This is a genomic window from Terrabacter terrae (genome assembly GCF_039529575.1).
In the GTDB taxonomy this organism is placed as follows: Bacteria; Actinomycetota; Actinomycetes; order Actinomycetales; family Dermatophilaceae; genus Terrabacter; species Terrabacter terrae.
Genome location: NZ_BAAANB010000021.1, coordinates 257,505 through 273,779, shown reverse-complemented (window position 1 = coordinate 273,779; position 16,275 = coordinate 257,505). Strand labels below are relative to the sequence as shown.

The 16,275-nt window shown below is 69.1% G+C and carries 12 protein-coding genes and 1 tRNA gene; 3 read left to right on the top strand and 10 right to left on the bottom strand.

What is annotated here, in order from left to right; genetic code table 11:
* Positions 1-144 precede the first annotated feature (144 nt).
* The 6 genes from ABD194_RS11415 to ABD194_RS11390 form a co-directional block, all read right to left on the bottom strand.
* Entirely contained in the window at positions 145-465 is a 321-nt protein-coding gene (locus ABD194_RS11415; protein WP_343991368.1) for a hypothetical protein, read from the bottom strand.
* 522 nt (positions 466-987) lie between these two features.
* A complete protein-coding gene (locus tag ABD194_RS11410) occupies positions 988-3,981 on the bottom strand; it encodes a glycoside hydrolase (protein WP_343991366.1) in 2,994 nt (997 codons plus the stop codon).
* 160 nt (positions 3,982-4,141) lie between these two features.
* Entirely contained in the window at positions 4,142-6,187 is a 2,046-nt protein-coding gene (locus tag ABD194_RS11405; RefSeq protein ID WP_343991364.1) for a beta-galactosidase, read from the bottom strand.
* 85 nt (positions 6,188-6,272) lie between these two features.
* The gene (locus ABD194_RS11400; RefSeq protein WP_425579977.1) at positions 6,273-7,622 is read right to left on the bottom strand and encodes an ABC transporter substrate-binding protein; all 1,350 of its coding nucleotides are present in this window, start codon (positions 7,620-7,622) and stop codon (positions 6,273-6,275) included.
* Positions 7,623-7,738: 116 nt separating this feature from the next.
* Entirely contained in the window at positions 7,739-8,545 is an 807-nt protein-coding gene (locus ABD194_RS11395; RefSeq protein WP_343994113.1) for a carbohydrate ABC transporter permease, read from the bottom strand.
* A gap of 179 nt (positions 8,546-8,724) precedes the next feature.
* Positions 8,725-9,684: a carbohydrate ABC transporter permease gene (locus ABD194_RS11390; protein ID WP_343991360.1), complete on the bottom strand. Its 960-nt coding sequence runs from the start codon at positions 9,682-9,684 to the stop codon at positions 8,725-8,727.
* 151 nt (positions 9,685-9,835) lie between these two features.
* Between ABD194_RS11390 and ABD194_RS11385 the strand changes: the two genes are divergently transcribed.
* Positions 9,836-10,930: a LacI family DNA-binding transcriptional regulator gene (locus tag ABD194_RS11385; RefSeq protein WP_343991358.1), complete on the top strand. Its 1,095-nt coding sequence runs from the start codon at positions 9,836-9,838 to the stop codon at positions 10,928-10,930.
* A gap of 164 nt (positions 10,931-11,094) precedes the next feature.
* On the opposite strand, the gene ABD194_RS11380 is transcribed toward ABD194_RS11385, so the two are convergent.
* Complete coding sequence (locus tag ABD194_RS11380; RefSeq protein WP_343991356.1) at positions 11,095-11,481, bottom strand: hypothetical protein; 387 nt, start codon at positions 11,479-11,481, stop codon at positions 11,095-11,097.
* 893 nt (positions 11,482-12,374) lie between these two features.
* Positions 12,375-12,455, bottom strand: a tRNA-Tyr gene (locus ABD194_RS11375).
* Positions 12,456-12,589: 134 nt separating this feature from the next.
* Here ABD194_RS11375 and ABD194_RS11370 point away from each other — a divergent pair.
* Positions 12,590-13,084 (top strand): YajQ family cyclic di-GMP-binding protein, encoded by a 495-nt coding sequence (locus tag ABD194_RS11370; RefSeq protein ID WP_343991354.1) that lies wholly within the window; start codon positions 12,590-12,592, stop codon positions 13,082-13,084.
* A gap of 83 nt (positions 13,085-13,167) precedes the next feature.
* On the opposite strand, the gene ABD194_RS11365 is transcribed toward ABD194_RS11370, so the two are convergent.
* On the bottom strand, positions 13,168-13,956 hold the full coding sequence (locus ABD194_RS11365) for a DUF4031 domain-containing protein (protein ID WP_343991352.1): 789 nt from the start codon (positions 13,954-13,956) through the stop codon (positions 13,168-13,170).
* Positions 13,957-14,111: 155 nt separating this feature from the next.
* On the opposite strand from ABD194_RS11365, the gene ABD194_RS11360 reads away from it, so the two are divergent.
* Positions 14,112-14,402 carry a WXG100 family type VII secretion target gene (locus ABD194_RS11360; protein WP_142204009.1) on the top strand — a complete coding sequence of 97 codons (291 nt, stop codon included), beginning with the start codon at positions 14,112-14,114 and terminating at the stop codon, positions 14,400-14,402.
* A gap of 119 nt (positions 14,403-14,521) precedes the next feature.
* Here the strand turns inward: ABD194_RS11360 and groL are convergent, their stop codons facing one another.
* On the bottom strand, positions 14,522-16,153 hold the full coding sequence (gene groL, locus ABD194_RS11355) for a chaperonin GroEL (RefSeq protein ID WP_343991347.1): 1,632 nt from the start codon (positions 16,151-16,153) through the stop codon (positions 14,522-14,524).
* Positions 16,154-16,275: the final 122 nt, after the last annotated feature.

The following is a 16,275-nucleotide window of genomic DNA, read 5'->3' as shown; positions in this document are numbered from 1 at the left end:
GGTCGGAGTCTTCCTCTACCCGCCTGGGACCGACATTGGATCCGTCCGCGTCATCGACCAGGGCGGCCCGCACGACGTGCCGATCACTCAGCACCATCTGTAGTCCGGACTCGAGAACATCCGGACTGCCGCGGATAGTGCGTGTCAGTCGCCACCGAAGATCAGATAGGTCGACGCGTCGTCTCGGCAGAGTCCAGCGAGAGCCCGTAGCCGGAGCAGGCCGCGCATCTCCGGCCCATCCTTTGCGTCATCCAGCGACAGCTCGATATCACGCAAGAGCCCGGGCATCTCGACGCTCGCTATTGACGTGTCGGCGTAAGGGTCGATCGCGCCGAGGACCGGCAGCGTTGGACGACCGATGAACCGATCGAAGTCGCCGGCGGCATCGAATGTGCCTCCGGAAGGGTCGGCGACGTCCCGCACAGGCGAGGAGTCGCGGCGTCGCAGTTCCACCCAGATCGTCATGCAAGAAGAGTGCCAGTGACAGGAGCCCAGCGACGCACGCACATGCCGCCGATCGCTCGTTGGTTTGGCTCCGCGTGAGGCTTCCCACTCTCCCTCCGCGCTGGCGACCTGACCCGCAGGGGAGCGCGCGCCTCTATGGTGCGGAGGTGCGCAAACTCGGCTTCCGGAACTGGCGAGGGATCGGCGTGGCGGTCCGCTTGACCTTGTCTACGCCGGCCGGCTGGTGGTTCCTCGCCGCCCGTGTGATTGCTATTGCTCTGGCCTTTTGGGTGAATGGCCGATACGGAGACACCGCGGCAATCGTCACCTTGCTCATCGCCATCGTGGTGGCTGGGCTTGTGGCTCCGCCGCCGCCGGACGTGTTGGACTCTGACGCCGAGGAGTGCGGAAGCTCGCGCCGACGCGCAAGGACTGGACGAGTCGCCCACTGGCTGGCCTCAAGGCTTCGCGAGGCGCGAGCTGCAGTGGCCGTGCACCGTCCTTGACGGTGCACGGCCACTGCCATGGGTCGAAAGCGCTTCTTCAGTTGGCGCTCTTGGCCATCACCTCGACCTCGCTGACCGTCATGTAGCTGTTCGCTGTCATGACGACGCGCACTGCGCTCGTGCGCACAGGCGTCACCGGGACGGAGACGACGGGCGCCGCCGGGCCGGTCGCGGCGACCGTGACCACGTCCGACACCGGGCGCCACTTGCCGTCGACGAGGGCCTCGACCTGCAGCGTCCGCGCGTAGCTGACGTTGCCGCCGTCCTGGTAGAAGCGCGTCACGACACGCGTCACGTCGCGCGGCATGGGCAGCGTCACGGTCAGGGTGTCGCCCGGGCGCTGCGTCCCCGAGCGCCAGTTCGACCACGCCTTGTCGGTGAGGGCGCCGTTGACTATGCCCTGCACCGAGTATCCCGGCTCCGTGAACGTCGCGCTCGCGACAGTGCCGGGCGTGAGGGCCGCGTTGGCCTCGACCGGCTCGGTCACCGTGACGACGACCGAGGCCGGGACCGTGGTGCCGTCGGGCAGTGTTGCGGTGCCGCTGACCGTGACATCGCCGACGCGGTCGTAGGTCGCGCTGGACGTGTCCCACGTGACCGGGAGCGTCACGGCGACCTGGTACCGGTCGCTCGCGGCGGTCACCGTCGCGGGCAGGCTCGGCGTGCCGCCGACGTAGGTTCGCGCGGTGACCGACGTCGTCTTCGAGACGGTGTCCACGGTGACGACGTCGCGCACCGCGTACTCACGGCCGGTGGCCGGGTCGGTCGCCGTGCCGAAGACAAACACCTGGCCGGTCGTCTTCCACCGGGCCGCCGGGACCGAGCGCCACGTCACGGGGATGGCGCGGGCCGCACCGCCGGCGCGGTCGGGCGTCACGGTGTCGGGCAGGCTCGGGGCGCGACCCGGGAGGGTGAACCCGCTGAGGTCGCTGACGCCTTTGACGGTCTCTTCGACGACGCGCCAGCGCTGGTTGGCGTTCGCATTCGGTTGCCACGCGCCGACCTTCGCACCGTCGGCCGTCGCCTCGCCGCTGACCTCGAGGTCGACGGGCTCCGCCGCGTTCGCGACAGTGAACGTGCCGTCCCCAGTGGTCGAGAGGTACCACTGCGCCGCCGCGTCGGGCGTCTCCTGTGCTGGCTCGAGCACGAGCGAGCCGTCGCGCTGGGCGATCTGGCGACCGTCGAGGGCCCGCAGCTGGTACCGCTCGCGGTTGCTGTCACCGGTGGTTACCTTCGTGACCGTCCACAGCTGGTCACCGGTCGTGGCGTCGGTCGTGCGGATCGCGGCGCCCTGGTCCTCAGCGGCGAGCGAACGGCCGCTCTGGACGCCGAGGAACCGGTAGGCGTGGCCGTCTTGGAAGGTCGCGGCGTCCTTGGCCACGTCCCGGACGTCGCTGACGACGAGCGTCGTGACCGACCGCGCCGGCACGCGGACCGTGGCGCTGCTGCCTGTGACGGCGACCGGCGCCTGCGGCACGAGCGCACCCGACGCATCGGTGACAATCGCCGTGACGCTCGCCTTCGGGCCGACGTGGCCGAACTTCGACAGGTCGACGACGACGTCCTGTGCGCTCGTCGCGTCGTTGGTGTGCACGAGCGTCGCGGTGCGGGCGTCGGGACGGATCGCGGCGACGGTCGCGGTGTCGTTGACCTTGACGACGTGGTCACCCGGGCGGATGTAGTGAGTGAAGTTGCGGACCGTGTTGAACTTCTGGTTCGTGTGGATCGGGCACGTCGCAAGGGTGTCCTTCGCCGTGCAGTCGAACGGCAGCTGGATGCTGCCCCAGTTCGCGCCGGCCGCGCTCTCGCCACCGGGCTTCATGTTCTTGTAGTCCTCGACCGGCTGCCAGAACACCCAGGCCGACGGCTCGAGCTCGCGCAGGTCGTCGGTGATGTGCTGGGCCATGCCGATGCCCGGGTCCATCGAGGTGAAGCTCTGGCCGTTGCCCCAGCTGCCCTCGACCTCCGACATCCACAGCGGCTTCGCGTCGGACTTGGCGAGGTCGCGGACCGCGGTGCGCTGGCCCGTGCCGTAGGTGTGGACGTTGAGCTGTGACACCGACGCCTTGACGTCGGCTGGGTAACTCGTCCAGTTGCGCACGAACGTGCCGGGGTTCGTTTCGTCCATCGCCGAGATGTTCGCCTTCGTCGAGGACGACGCGAGCGCGGGCGCGAGGGCCTTGACCACCTGCTGCTGGAGCTCGGGGCCGATGTGCGCGCCCTCCTGGCGGCCGCCCGTGGGCTGGCCGTTTGCCCCGAGCTGGGTGCCCCAGTAGCTCGTGTTCGGCTCGTTGAACGGATCGATGGTGTCGACCTTGATGCCGCTGCTCTGCTCGAGGTGCTCGGTGACCTTGACGAGGTAGGAGGCGAAGTCGGCGATGCTGCTGCGCTTGAGCTGGTCGGCTCCGGCATTGAAGTTGCCTGACACGTAGCCGGACTCGGTCATGAACCACGGCGGCGAGTTGCTGAACGTCTCCCACTTCGTGATCGAGCCCTTGATGTGGTCGACCCACCAGCGCTGGGTCTGGTCGGCGTCCCAGTTCCAGTCGTTCGCGTCGTCCGGGGACCACCAGGAGGTGTCGGCGCGCGTCGTGCCGGCGGGCGCCTTCCACCAGCCCTGCACGGCGCCGCCGGGGCGCAGGTAGTCCTTGACGTCGGGGGCGTTGCCGCCGCCGATGTTGTAGCGGGCGATGTTGAGGGCCAGGCCGTCCTTACCGAAGACGAGGTCGGCCAGCTTCTGCCGGATCTCGTCGGGGTAGCCGCCGGTGGCGTTGGCGAACCAGACGAGGCTGGTGCCCCAGCCCTCGAAGGCCGGCTGCTGGTAGGACGGGTCGGGCTGGATCGACACCGTCGGGACGGTGCTCGTCGGAGCGACCGCCGGGGTGGTGACGGTGCTGGCGGGGCTGGCGGCGTGCGCGGGGCCGGTGCTGGTCAAGGCCCCGCCCAGCGCGACGAGCGTCGTCAGGCCGAGGGCGAGCGGGCGGGACGGTAGAGCGCGGCGGGTGGGACCGGCTGCTCGGGCAGGGTGCATCGATGGACCTTCCTGGGAACGGCGGCAGTGGCGGACCGAGGGCGGGTGTCGGGCCCGCCACCGGATCGCGGCGGCGGGCCCCCCTCACGGGTGGTGCAGTGGGTGGTGCAGTTGGGTGGTGCAGTTGGGTGATGGAACGAAAGGTCGACGGATCGAGGCGTCAGTCGGCCTCGTGGACAACGACGACATCGCCCGCCGCGACCTCGACCACGGGACCGACGTCGGTCCCGGCTAACAGGCTGCGGCCGGAGGTCCGGACCGTCAGCGGGCCCCCGGTGTGGTTGACGGCGAAGAGGAAGCGACCGCGCGGGCCGGTGCGGCGCACGAGCTCGAGCCCTCGGTTCGCGACGGCCACCGGCGCCACGTCGGTGTCCGCGACGAGCCGGTCGACGACCGCGTCGCGGGTGGCGTCCGGCAGCGCCGTGGACACGTACCAGGCCGCCCCGTGCTCGAGCGCGCGGCGGGTGAGCGCCGGCTGCCCGGCGTAGCTGCCCGACGCGTAGTCAAGGACGGGCTCCGCGTCGACGACGGCGAGGTCCTCCGACCAGCGCGCTGCCGTGCTGCCGTCCGAGAGCGTCACGGACTCGCCCTCACGGAGCGGGCTGAACTCCTCTACGCGGACGCCCAGCAGGTCGCGGAAGGCGCCCGGGTAGCCGCCGAGGCGCACGTGGTCGAACTCATCGACGATGCCGGAGAAGTAGGTGACGAGCACCGTGCCGCCGGCCTCCGCGAAGGCGGCGACCGCGTCGGCCACGGCGTCGGTGACCAGGTGCAGCGCGGGCACGACAACGAGGCGGTAGGCCGCGAGGTCCGTCGTGGCGGGCACCACGTCGACGCAGATGCCGCGGCGCCAGAACGATTCGTACCACTCGAGCGCGACCTGCCGGTAGCGGAAGTCCTGGCTCGGGTGCGAGTCAAGTTCGCTGGACCACCAGCTGTCCCAGTCGAACAGCAGGGCGACGTCGCTGGTCACGGTCGAGCCGAGGACCGGCTCGAGCGCGGCGAGGTCGGCCCCGAGCGCGCTGACCTCCCGGAACACACGGGACTCCGCGCCGGCGTGCGGCACCATCGCCGAGTGGTACTTCTCCGCGCCCGCGCGGGACTGGCGCCACTGGAAGTAGCTGATGGCGTCGGCGCCGCGGGCCACCTGGGACAGGGAGTTGCGGCGCAGCTCGCCGGCCTTCTTGGGGCGGTTCACGTGGCCCCAGTTGACGGCGCTCGTCGACTGCTCCATGACCATCCACGGGCGGCCCGAGGCGACGCCGCGGGTCAGGTCGGCGCTGAAGGCGAGCTCGAGCTGGGGTTCGGCAGCGCCCTCGAGCAGGTAGTGGTCGTTGGAGACGAGGTCGACGTCGGCGGCCCAGGCCGCGTAGTCCATGTTGCGCGTCTCGCCCATGACCATGAAGTTCGTCGTGACGGGCACTTCGGGGCTGACGCGCCGCAGCACGTCGGCCTCGGCCACTAGCTGGTCGCGCAGCGCGTCTGAGCTGAACCGCGCGAAGTCGAGCTGCTGCGTCGGGTTGGGGTACGTCGGGGCGAGCCGGGGCGGCTGCACCTGCTCGAACGAGGTGTAGAGCTGGCTCCAGAACTGGGTGCCCCACGCGTCGTTGAGGGTGTTGACGTCGCCGTAGCGGTCCTGCAGCCAAGTGCGGAAGTGCGCCGCGGAGATGTCGCAGAAGCAGCGGGCGTTGTGGCAGCCGAGCTCGTTGGAGACGTGCCAGAGCGCGAGCACCGGGTGGTCGGCGTAGTGCTCTGCGATCTTCTCGGTCAGGCGGACCGAGTACTCGCGGTACAGCGGTGAGGACGGGCACCAACTCTGCCGGCCACCGAAGCCGAGCACCTCACCGGCCGGGCCGACGGGCCGGATCTCGGGGTGTGCGGTGACGAGCCACGCCGGCGGCGAGGCCGTGGCCGTGGCAAGGTCGACGGCGATGTCGGCGCCGTGGAGCAGGTCGAGCACCTCGTCGAAGGTCGAGAAGTCGAAGACGCCGTCGGCGGGTTCTATAAGCGACCACCCGAAGATCGCGACGTTGACGAGGTTGACGCCGGCCTCACGCATGAGGTGGACGTCCTCCTTCCACACCTCGCGAGGCCACTGCTCGGGGGTGTAGTCCCCGCCGAAGCCGACCCGGGGTCGTCCGTCGGGCCATCGGATCCACGTTGGGCGCGACTCCGTCGGGCCGGGCGTGGGTGTCTGGCTGCTCACCGATTCTCCTTCGTGGTGCTGCACTCTCGTGCGGCTTGCCGGGGCACCGGCCACGACGGACGTGTCGTCGTGCCCGGTGCGACGGTCACTTGTTGACGCTGAAGCCCTGCTGATTGCCGTAGGTGGCGGCGGCGTCCTGCCACGCCTTGAGGCCGGAGGCAAGGTCGCCCTTGCCGCTGTAGGCCTGGCCGACCGTGTCGTTGAAGATGCTGTTGGCGTAGACCTGGAAGGGCAGGTAGGACCAGCCCGGCACGACGTCCTTGGCCGACTGCGACAGCACTTCGTTGACCTTCTGGCCGCCGAAGTACGGGAACGTCTTGCCGAGGAACGCGGGCGAGTTCAGCTCGGCGGTCGTGGCCGGGAACGCGCCGCCGTCGACGCGCGTCTTGACGCCGTCCTCGACGTCGGCGTACTTGAGGAACGCGTAGGCGAGGGCCTTGTTCTGGCTGGCCTCCGGCACGGCGAGCGAGCTGCCGCCGTTCTCCGAGCTGGCCTTCTGGCCGGCGGTCCACTGCGGCAGCGGCGCCACGGCCCACTTGCCCTTGCCGGCCGCGACGCCCGACTCGAGGTTGGCCGGCATCCACGCACCGATCGACAGCGTCGCGATGGAGCCGTCGCCGAGGCCCTTATACCAGCCGTCGCTCCACGAGCTGACCGGCGCGACGAGGCCCTCGGAAACCATCGTGCTCCAGACCTTCGCGAACTTCTGCACGCCGGGGTCGCTCGTCAGGTTGATCTTGACGTTGGTGCCGTTGACGCTGAACGGCTTGCCGCCGGCCTGCCAGATCATCGAGGTCGTGAAGCCGGCGTCACCGGTGTCGTTGGTGATGTAGGCCTTCGGGTCGGCCTTGTGCAGCTTGCGGGCCGCGTCGAGGTACTCGTCCCAGGTCTTCGGGACGGCGATGCCGTACTTGGCGAAGACCTGCTTGTTGTAGAAGAGCGCCATCGGGCCGGAGTCCATCGGCAGGGCGTATACGCCGTTGCCGCTGGTGGAGGAGCTCCAAGGGCCGGTGCTGAACTTGGACTTGAGGTCGCTCGCGCCGAAGGAGGCGAGGTCGGTGACCGACTTGCCGAGGATGAACTGCGGCAGGGCGTAGTACTCGATCTGCGCGACGTCGGGCACGCCGGAGCCCGCCTTGATCGCGTTCTGCAGCGCGGTGTACTGGTCGTTGCCGGTGCCGGCGTTGACGAGCTTGACCTTGACCTTCGGGTACTTCTTCTCGAAGTCGGCCACCACCGGCTTGAGCGTCGGCTCCCAGGCCCAGACGGTGATCTGGCCACCCTTGGACAGGGCGGTCTCGACGTCCGAGGCGGAGCCGGCGGCGGTGCCGCCCGAACCCGAGCCGCCGGTGTTCGAACCGCAGGCGGCGAGGGTCGTGGCCGCGAGGGCGACCACGACGGCACGTCGCGTCATCTTCGCGGAGAGGGGCTTCATCATCGGTTTCCTTTCACTTCGTTGTGCGAGAGCGGACGGACGCGTCCGTGGGAGTGGGTCCGCAGGGGGGCGGGCCCACCGGGTCGTGGGGGTGGGGGCGGCCGCAGGGGCGTCGGTCAGGCTTTGACGCTCCCGGCCGTGAGTCCGGACTGCCAGAACCGCTGGAGCAGGAGGAAGGCGGCGATGAGCGGGACGATCGTGAGCAGGGAGCCGGTGATGACGAGGTTGTAGATGGCCTCGCCGCCGGCCGTCGTGGCTTGGGCGTTCCACACGTTGAGGCCGACCGTCAGGGGGTACCAGGCGGGGTCCTTGAGCATGATGAGCGGCAGGAAGTAGTTGTTCCACGTCGCGACGATCGCGAAGAGCAGCACGGTGACCATGCCCGGGGCCAGCAGGGGCAGGCAGACCTGGAAGAAGATCCGGGCCTCGGTGGCGCCGTCGACGCGGGCGGCCTCGATGAGCTCGTCGGGGATGGCTTCGCGGGCGAAGGTCCACATGAGGTAGAGGCCGAACGGGCTGATGAGGCTCGGCACGATGACCGACCACGGCGTGTTGGTGAGGCCCAGCTTGCTGAAGAGCAGGAAGGTCGGCACGGCGAGGGCGGTGGCCGGGACCGCCACGGCGCCGAGGACGACCGCGAGCACGGCCCGCTTGCCGGGGAAGGCGAACTTTGCGAGCGCGTAGCCGCCGAGGACGGCCAGGAAGGTGGCCCCGCCGGCGCCGATGACGACGTAGAGCAGCGTGTTGCCGATCCAGCGCAGGAAGATGTGGTCGTCGTAGGACAGTGTGCGGGCGATGTTGTCGAAGAGGTCAAAGCCCTTGAACCACAGGCCGAACGAGCTGAAGAGGTTGTCCTGCGACTTGGTCGCGTTGACGAACAGCCAGACGAGCGGCACGACGCTGTAGAGGAGCACGAGCGTCATGAGGCCGGTGAGCAGGGGGCTCTTGCGCGGCGTCCGGGAGTGGGCGCGGGACGCCTTGGCCGACGCCGGGGACGACGCGGTGGTGGCCGACTCCTCCGACGCGGCGGCCAGGGTGACAGGCGCGGCGGTCGGCGCCGAGGGAGCGCGCCGGGTGCGGAGCGTGGAGGGGCGGGTGGAGCTCATCGGCCGGCCCCCTCGCGCATGCCGCGGACTTGGACCGCGTAGGCGACCACCACCGTGAGCAGGCCCATGATGATGGCGACCGTGGCCGAGTAGTTGTACTGCTGGCCGGCGAAGGACAGGTTGTAGGCGTACATGTTCGGCGTGTAGCTCGTCGAGATCGCGTTGGGGGCGAGCGAGCGCAGGATGTTCGGCTCGTTGAACAGCTGGAAGCTGCCGATGATCGAGAAGATCGTGGCGACGACGATCGCACCGCGCAGGGCGGGCAGCTTGATCGCGGTGACGATCCGCACCTGGCCGGCGCCGTCGAGCTCGGCGGCCTCGTAGAGGTCGTGCGGGATGACGCGCAGCGCCGCGTAGAAGATCAGCATGTTGTAGCCGACGAACTCCCACGTGACGATGTTGCCGATCGAGGCGAGCACGAGGTTGCTGGAGAGCGGGTCGGGCAGGTGCCAGCCGAAGGCCTCGTTGATGTTGCCGACGAGGCCGAACCGCGGCCCGTACATGAAGCCCCACATCAGGGCGGCGACGACGGCGGGCACCGCGTACGGCAGGAAGATCGCGATGCGGAAGAAGGCCGCGCCGTGCAGCCGCGCACTGTCGATGGCGAGCGCCGCGAGCAGGGCGAGGCCGAGCATGGCGGGCACCTGGACGACGAGGAAGAGCGCGACGCGCCGGGACGAGGCCCAGAAGGCCGGGTCGCCGAGGGCCTGGACGTAGTTGTCGGCACCGACGAACGACGTGCCCCCGATGAGTTGCTCGCGGAAGAGCGAGAGGTAGATCGCGTAGGCGAGCGGCGCGATGAACACCAGCGCGAAAACGAGCAGGAACGGCGACATGAAACCCCACCCGGCAAGGGCCTGGCGACGCCGCGACGTGTCGCCGGAGGTGCCGCGGGGGGTCCAACCGGGCCGGCGGGCCGTGATCGGGCCGGAGGGCGCGGATGCGCTGGTCGTCATCGACTGGGCTCCTCGGTCATTCGTGATGTTTGCGCAATCATTGGAGCACTTGGGACATGTTTGCGCAACCATCGTCTCGATGGCATGCTCTTCTCAGGCTTGGAGTGCGGTTCCGACCCAGGTTCCGACGACGCGCGAGGAGGCCCCGGCCGTGCCCACGGGACAGTCGCCGAGCCAGGCGCCCTCCCGGGAGCTGGAGAGCCCCAGCCCCCGCCCCTCGCCGGCGCGCCCCGCCGGCCGGCGTCGCGTCAGCATGGACGACGTCGCCCAGCATGCCGGCGTCTCGGCCCAGACCGTCTCGCGGGTGTCCAACGGCTACCCCGGAGTCGTTGAGTCGACCCGCCGGCTGGTTCTTGACGCCATGCGCGAGCTCGGCTACCGCCCGAACAGCGCCGCTCGTGCCCTCAAGCGCGGCGAGTTCCGCACGATCGGCGTCATCATGTCGACCCTGGCCACGACCGGGAACATGCGCACCCTCGAGGCCATCACCAGGGCGGCCCTGGAGCAGGGCTACGCCGTCACGTTGCTGCCACCTGCCCCGGCACAGCAAGAGGACGGCGGCTTCTCGCGGGTCGGTGAGGACGTCGTCGACGGGGTCATCGTCGTCATGGAGCGCCACCAACTCGACGAGTCGCTGCTCGTCCTGCCGCCCGGGATGCCCGCGGTCGTGGCCGACACCGACCTCGCTCACGTCTACCCGGTCGTCGACACCGACCAGGACGCCGGCGCCCGTAGCGCCGTCGCGCACCTGCTCGAGCTGGGCCATCGCACGGTCTGGCACGTGGCCGGCCCGGAGGAGTCCTTCTCGGCTGGTCGCCGTGCGAACGCTTGGCGGGCCCTGCTGCAGGAGAAGGGGATCGAGGCCCCCCCGATGGTCGTCGGCGACTGGACGGCGGCCTCGGGCTACCAGGCCGGGCTGCGCCTGGCCGACGAGCCGTCGTGCACGGCGGTGTTCGCCGCCAACGACCAGATGGCCCTCGGGATCCTGCGCGCCCTCCACGAGAAGGGGCGACGCGTTCCACAGGACGTCAGCGTCGTCGGCTTCGACGACAACCCCGACTCCTCCTCGTACCTGCCGCCGCTGACCACGGTCCACCAGGATTTCTCAGAGGTCGGGCGGCGCTGCATTGAGATCGTGCTCGCGCTGCTGCGCTCACGCCCCCCGGACGACGCCGCCACGACCGTCGAACTCGTGCCGACGCACCTCGTTGTACGCCAAAGCACCGCCAATTTCCGAGGCCCGTGACTAGCCGGCCGCAAGCAGCGCACTGAGTGACCCATCAGTTGCTGGACCGGTGCTCGGGCACAGCGATCTTCCTCCATCAATGCGCCGTCATGCCGCCTTCAGGATGTTGGCCCTAAGCGTGCCGCGACCTCCTCGGCTGAAGGGACAGTTGCTCCCCACTACGTTCAGCGCGTGCATGTATATCGCTTGCGAACGTCATACGCCGTAGCCGAGGCCTGTTTCTTGCCCTGTGGCTGCTTGTGGTCTTGCTCCTGCTCCGGGATAGCGTCCCGATTCCCTTCGTGCTGGGCGGCGTGGTGTTCCTTCTGCTGTACGGGACATCGACTCTGCTGCGAGCTTCGCGCCGCAGCCTGACGGTTACAGCAGGGGGTTTGCAGTTGCAACGTGACCAGTACCGACTGGACGCCCCATGGAGCGCCGTGGTCGGAGTCGACCGAGGCCGACGGCGAGTGCTGGTCAAAGCCGACGAACTCGTCCTCGCGAGCAGACAGACCACGGCCTTGAATCATCGCGGCCACCCCGCGACGCTTCCTGAGGACGTCGAGGATCATCCCGGTACGAAGCGGGTGCAGATAAGTGTCTACGACCGTGATTGAGCCGCAGGACCTGTCGGGCAGCATCTGGAGGCTGCTGGCGTTGCGTTCTGAAACGTCCGCCTCTGGCGCAGCGGGACTGCCGCCCCTGATGGGCCGCGCGCCGGGCGTTGGTGCGTGACGCGCTGGGCGCCCTGAACGCCCGCCAGACATTGAAAAGGCATGCGGCGGTAAGCCCTATGTTCAGCAGAACGGAGGACAGCGAGTCCCCATGTTGGATCGTCCCGACCCAGCGATCCAATGACCACCAACCCAAAAGCAGCGCGGAGAATCCGTAGGACCACGCGCTCGGCTCAGAGCGCCGTCGCCGATCGGCTACCACAGCGACATCGACGGCAGGGTCACGTGGAAACAGTACGGCCGCCAACTGCCTAGCACCGGCGTACCCCGGTATACCTGTGCCACCGCCATACGCTAGCCCTCAGTCCATGGGCATCGTGTATCGAGTCTGGGAGCTGGCGCGCGCCGACAGGTCTTCACGGCGGAGGAGTACGCCTCGCCCCTGGCGACTCGCCCGTATGACCTCCGGTATGCCGCGGTCTCGCTCTGGCTCAACTCTGGAGTGCCGGCTACCCAGGTGGCCCAGTGGGCTGGCCACAGCGTCAACGTGCTCCTGCGCGTCATGCATCGTCGGGGAGGACGAGCCGTCGCGTCGCCGGGTAGAGGCGGCTCTGCGCTCGGCTTACCAGCTCCTCGACCGAAGCGCCGACGCCTGGCGAAACTTCCCACGTTTTCCCCGCGACCACCCGTAGAACGCCCGTTGAGCCCCGGTGGCCGGGACAGTGGCGTCGCACGACAGAAGGGCCTCCAACCGACGTTTCCGCTGTTCAGAGGCCCTTCTGAGCACTGGGTGGCAGGTGAAGGATTCGAACCTTCGTAGCTTTCGCGACGGATTTACAGTCCGCTTCCATTGGCCGCTCGGACAACCTGCCTTGGTGCGTCTGGAAGGATAGCAAGAGATCGGGCGCGGTCCGTAATCGGGACCACGGCGACGTATCCGGCATGTCCACAGCCCCTCGCTCACCGCCCGACAGCCCAGCCACACGCATCTGGAAGGACCCCACCGATGGCCGACTCCTCCTTCGACATCGTCAGCAAGTTCGACAAGCAGGAGATCGCGAACGCGGTCAACAGCGCCAGCAAGGAGATCGCGACCCGCTACGACTTCAAGAACGTCGGCGCTTCGGTCGACCTCGCCGGTGACGTCATCAAGATGAAGGCGAACACCGAGGAGCGTTGTCTCGCAGTCCTCGACGTGGTGCAGACCCACCTCGTCAAGCGCAAGGTCAGCCTCAAGCACCTCGACGTGCCCGAGGCCGGCCCGCGCATCTCCGGCAAGGAGTACCACCTCGACGCGCCCCTCAAGGAGGGCATCTCGCAGGAGAACGCGAAGAAGATCAACAAGCTGATCCGCGACGAGGGCCCCAAGGGCGTCAAGAGCCAGATCCAGGGCGACGAGCTCCGAGTGTCGAGCAAGTCGCGTGACGACCTCCAGGCCGTCCAGCGGATGCTGCGCGAGGCCGACCTCGACGTCGCGCTGACCTTCACCAACCAGCGCTGACCCGGCGGGTTCGCCTGTCAGACAGGCGGACCACGACGACAGACCACGTATGCCGTCCGCTGCGCCGGGCGGCATACGCGCGTCTAGAGGGGGGCGCCCAGCCCCCGCAGGTCGGGGAAGACCTCGACCGCGAGGGGCCACCAGAAGAGGTGGCTGCAGAGCTGTGCATACTCCTCCGGCGTCACCCAACGCGTCTCGTGGATGCCGTCGTCGCCGTCGTTGATCGGCGGTCGCGCCTCGTCCAGCCGCGTCCGGAAAACCTGCAGGTAGGGCCTGTCCCGGCCGAAGACGTTGTCGTCCGTTCGCGCCGTGAATCTCTCGTAGCCGCAAGGTAGCACGTCCGAGTGGCGCAGCCTCAGGCCCGTCTCCTCGAAGGTCTCGCGCACGGCGTTCTCGACCGGCGTCTCATCGTCCTCGCGCCACCCGCCGGGCGAACCCCACTCCGCGCGACGCACGCTGTGCACGACGACGAAGTCGCCGCGCCGGTCGCGCACGAACACCATCGCCGCCAGCACTCGTGCCGGGTCGAGCGGCTCGTCGGACGCCACCAGGTCGACGTCGCTGGCCCCATTGGGGAAGTTCACGTCGAGGACGCGCCGCACTCCGCGGTCGCGCTTGCGCTTGCGCAGCCGCAGCCCCGAGGCGTTGAGGCGGCGGGCGAGGTCGAGCCCACTCGTCGGCGTCGCCCCCGCGTCGACGGCGTCCCGCCAGCGCCCCTCCGGAACGTCGTAGTGGTCACCGTCGAACGAGCGCGGGTGCAGCTGCGCAGCCCGTGCGACGGCGTGCAGCTCGTCGTAGGAGGCGTCGCTGACCAGGTGGGCGAAGAGCCGACCGTGCGCGGGCCAGATGGGCTGGTCGATCCACACGGTCATGCGGGAAGCCTAGGCCAGCCGGACGAGCCCGTGCCGCCCGCCACGGCCGTCCCCGCAAGCCCTGTGGATGACGCCCGACCCCGCCGCCCCCGCCGACCTAGCCTCGAACGCACGCGGCCACCGTCCGGTCGGCCCACCGATCGAGGAGTAGACCCATGTCCCGTTCCGTCGTTGACACCGAACGCATCGCCGCCGCGGCCGGCGACATACACCGTCTCGCCGACACCATCACCTCGAGCACGGCCGAGCTGCGTGGCCGCCTGGCCGGGATGGGCGCCGACTGGCAGGGCCCGGCCAAGGTCGAGTTCGAGCGGGTCATGCACGACTACCAGCGCATCCAGGCACAGATGACCGAGGCCCTCGCCGACGTCGGCCGCCTGACGCTCAAGGCCTCCACCGCCTACGCCGAGCACGAGAACGCCACGCGGGCCCTCTTCATCCGCTGAGGGCGTCGCGCAACCGCCACCCCGACGCATACGCACCCACGAGCGCGCCGAAGGGCGGCTCCCCCGTGAGGAGGAACCGCCCTTCGGACGTGCTGGCGAGCCAGGTGGAGCGGTAGGGCTCAGAAGCCCATGCCGCCCATGCCACCCATGTCGTCGCCACCGGGCATGGCCGGAGCGGCCTTCTCGGGCTTGTCGGCGATGACGGCCTCCGTCGTGAGGAAGAGCGCCGCGATCGAGGCGGCGTTCTGCAGCGCCGAGCGCGTCACCTTGACCGGGTCGATGATGCCGGCGGACAGCAGGTCGCCGTACTCACCGGTCGCGGCGTTGAGGCCGTGGCCGGCGTCGAGACCGCGCACCTTCTCCGCGACGACTCCACCCTCGAGACCGGCGTTGATCGCGATCTGCTTGAGCGGGGCCTCGGTCGCAACGCGCACGATGTTGGCGCCGGTCGCCTCGTCGCCCTCGAGCTTGAGCTCCTCGAGCGCCTTGGCGGCCTGGATGAGGGCCACGCCACCACCGGCGACGATGCCCTCCTCGACGGCAGCCTTCGCGTTGCGGACGGCGTCCTCGATGCGGTGCTTGCGCTCCTTGAGCTCGACCTCGGTGGCCGCGCCCGCCTTGATGACGGCGACGCCGCCGGCGAGCTTGGCGAGGCGCTCCTGGAGCTTCTCGCGGTCGTAGTCGGAGTCCGACTTCTCGATCTCGGCCTTGATCTGGGCGATGCGACCCTCGATCTGCGAGCGGTCCTCGGCGTCCTCGACGATGGTCGTCTCGTCCTTGGTGACGACGACCTTGCGAGCCTTGCCGAGCAGGTCGAGGGTGGCGTTCTCGAGCTTGAGACCGACCTCCTCGGAGATGACCTGGCCACCGGTGAGGATGGCGATGTCGGTGAGCATGGCCTTGCGGCGGTCGCCGAAGCCCGGGGCCTTGACGGCGACGGACTTGAACGTGCCCTTGATCTTGTTGACGACGAGCGTCGCGAGGGCCTCACCCTCGATGTCCTCGGCGATGATCAGCAGCGGCTTGCCGGACTGCATGACCTTCTCGAGCAGCGGGATGAGGTCCTTGATGCTGCCGATCTTGCTGTTGGCGACGAGCACGTAGGCGTCGTCGAGGACGGCCTCCATGCGCTCGGTGTCGGTGACGAAGTAGGCGGAGATGTAGCCCTTGTCGAAGCGCATACCCTCCGTCATCTCCAGCTCGAGGCCCATGGTGTTGGAGTCCTCGACGGTGATGACGCCTTCCTTGCCGACCTTGTCCATCGCCTCGGCGATGAGACCGCCGATCTCCTCGTCGGCCGCCGAGATGCTGGCGGTCGAGGCGATCTGCTCCTTGGTCTCGATCTCCTTGGCCTGCTCGAGCAGACGGGCGGAGACGGCCTCGACGGCCTTCTCGATGCCGCGCTTGAGGGCCATCGGGTTGGCGCCGGCGGCCACGTTGCGCAGGCCTTCCTTCACCATGGCCTGGGCGAGGACGGTCGCCGTCGTCGTGCCGTCACCGGCGACGTCGTCGGTCTTCTTGGCGACCTCCTTGACGAGCTCCGCACCGATCTTCTCGTACGGGTCGTCGAGCTCGATCTCCTTGGCGATCGAGACGCCGTCGTTGGTGATCGTGGGGGCGCCCCACTTCTTCTCCAGGACGACGTTGCGGCCCTTCGGGCCGAGGGTCACGCGGACGGCGTCGGCGAGGATGTTCATGCCCCGCTCGAGACCGCGGCGCGCCTCTTCGTCAAAAGCAATGGTCTTGGCCATTCGGGTGGTTCCTCCCACACGAAACGTTGGTGGTGGCCCGCATGACGCCCGCGACGGACGGGACCGGTCTTCCCAGCTTCATGTCGCTGCGAACCCAGCCCCTCGGCATACGGCCCATTTTC